This is a genomic window from Mycobacterium sp. UM_WGJ (assembly GCF_000455125.1).
GTDB lineage: Bacteria > Actinomycetota > Actinomycetes > Mycobacteriales > Mycobacteriaceae > Mycobacterium.
In genome coordinates this window covers 1-1,830 of the sequence record NZ_AUWR01000049.1, presented here as the reverse complement: position 1 = coordinate 1,830, position 1,830 = coordinate 1, and the positions used below count along the sequence as shown (strand labels likewise).

Below are 1,830 nucleotides of genomic sequence, written 5' to 3'. Positions count from 1 at the left end.
GGCGACCATCAGCGCCGATGGCGTGGGTAGCACCATCACCGAGGGCATCGCGACCGGTGGTAACGCCGGAGCGGGTGACGCCAACGGCGGCACGGGCGGTACCGGCGGTAGCGCCACCATTGGGGCCAACTCGGGTGGCACCGTCGAGGACGTCGTCGTCACCGGTGGCACCGGTGGTGCCGGCGAGACCGGTGGCACCGGTGGTGTTGGTGGCAGCGGGACGGTGATCGCCGAGCAGGGCGGCACCGTTCATGACGCGACGGCTACCGGGGTCAGTGGTGGCACGGGTCGCGATGGTGGCGTGGGCGGCGCCGGTGGTGGCGGGGCGGTCTACGCCGGCCGAGAAGGCTTTGGGACCGGCGGTGACGCGTCCGGCACGGCGATCGGCGGGCTCGGTGGCGATGCCACCGGCGCCGGCAGTGTCGGCGGTGCCGGTGGCCTGGGCGGTATCCAGGCGGCTTGGAGCGACGGGCAACCCGGTGGCTTGGGTGGGAATGGTGGAACCGCGTCCGGTCAGGCGACCGGTGGTGCCGGCGGTGAGGCGTCCGGCGGCGGTACGGGCGGGGTTGGCCGCAACGGTTCCATCATCGCCGGCGGTGCCGATGCCGAAGCGCAGGGCATTGCGGTCGGTGGTTCCGGTGGTGATGGCCTCAACGGCGGTACCGGCGGCAACGGCCAGGGTGGTCAGGTGTCGGCGCTGGCCGATGGCGCCAAAGCCACCGGCAACGAAGCCCGTGGCGGCAATGGCGGCACCGGTGACGGCGTCGGCAGTAAGGGTGGCGACGGCGCGATCGGCTGGGTCCGGGCGTTGGGTGAAGACTCCGAGATCACCGGCAGCCAGTCGTACGGTGGCGATGGCGGTACCGGCAGCGACGGCCTGACCGGTGGCGAGGGCCACCAGGCCTACGTGCAGACCAACTCGGCCAACAGCACCATCGACCAGAGTTCGTCGACTGGTGGCCGAGGCGGTGACAGCGCTGACGGTGTCAACGGCAACCGTGGTGGGCGCGCAACGATCTTCGCCGGTGGTGACGGCGGAAACCCCGGCAGCGGCGGGGACCACATCAGTGGCAGCCACACCACCGGTGGCGACTCCGGTGCCGGGGTTGCGGGCGGCAGCGCCGCTATCACTGCCACCAACGGCAGCACCGTCACTGACGCCATCCTCACTGGTGGTGACGCCGGCAGCGGCAACAATGGCAGTTCCGGCGCCGCCGGCGGTGGCGCGACCCTGAACGTGAACGACGGCAGCTTCACCGATGGGCAGCTGTCCGGCGGTAACGGTGGTAACGGTGGTGCGGTCGGCACCAACGGTGGTGTCGGCGGTAAGGGCGGGACTGGCGCGGCCACGAGCCTGACTGTCGGTGCGGGCATCGGCTACTCGGGCGTCAGCCTCAACGGCGGTGACGGCGGTGACGGCGGTGCGGGTGGCGACGGCGCCAACGGTGGCGTCGGTGGCAACGGCGGTACCGCCACGATCAGTGGTGGCAACACTTCGAGTGGCACCGTCACTGGCGGTAACGGTGGTACGGGCGGCAACGGTGGTGACGGCTTTGCCGGCGGCAAGGGTGGTAATGGCGGTAGTGCCAGCATCTCCACCAGCACCGGTGGCACCGTTTCCTCCGACAGCTCCGCGACCGGCGGTCACGGTGGGGATGGCGGGGCCGGCTCGGCCACCGGCGTCGGCGGCAACGGCGGCGGCGGCGGTACGGCGACGGTGTCCGCCCTCGATGGTGGAGAAATCGACAGTGGCCACGTTCTCGGTGGTGACGGCGTAGACGGCGGGCTCAACGGTGCCAATGGCGGTGCCGGCGCCAATAACTCGCTGAT

General features: G+C 71.3%; 1 pseudogene. It reads left to right on the top strand.

Features of this window, described 5'->3' with window-relative positions:
- Positions 1-22: 22 nt before the first annotated feature.
- A pseudogene (locus tag N416_RS24155) lies at positions 23-1,830 on the top strand (PE family protein); the annotation flags it as partial.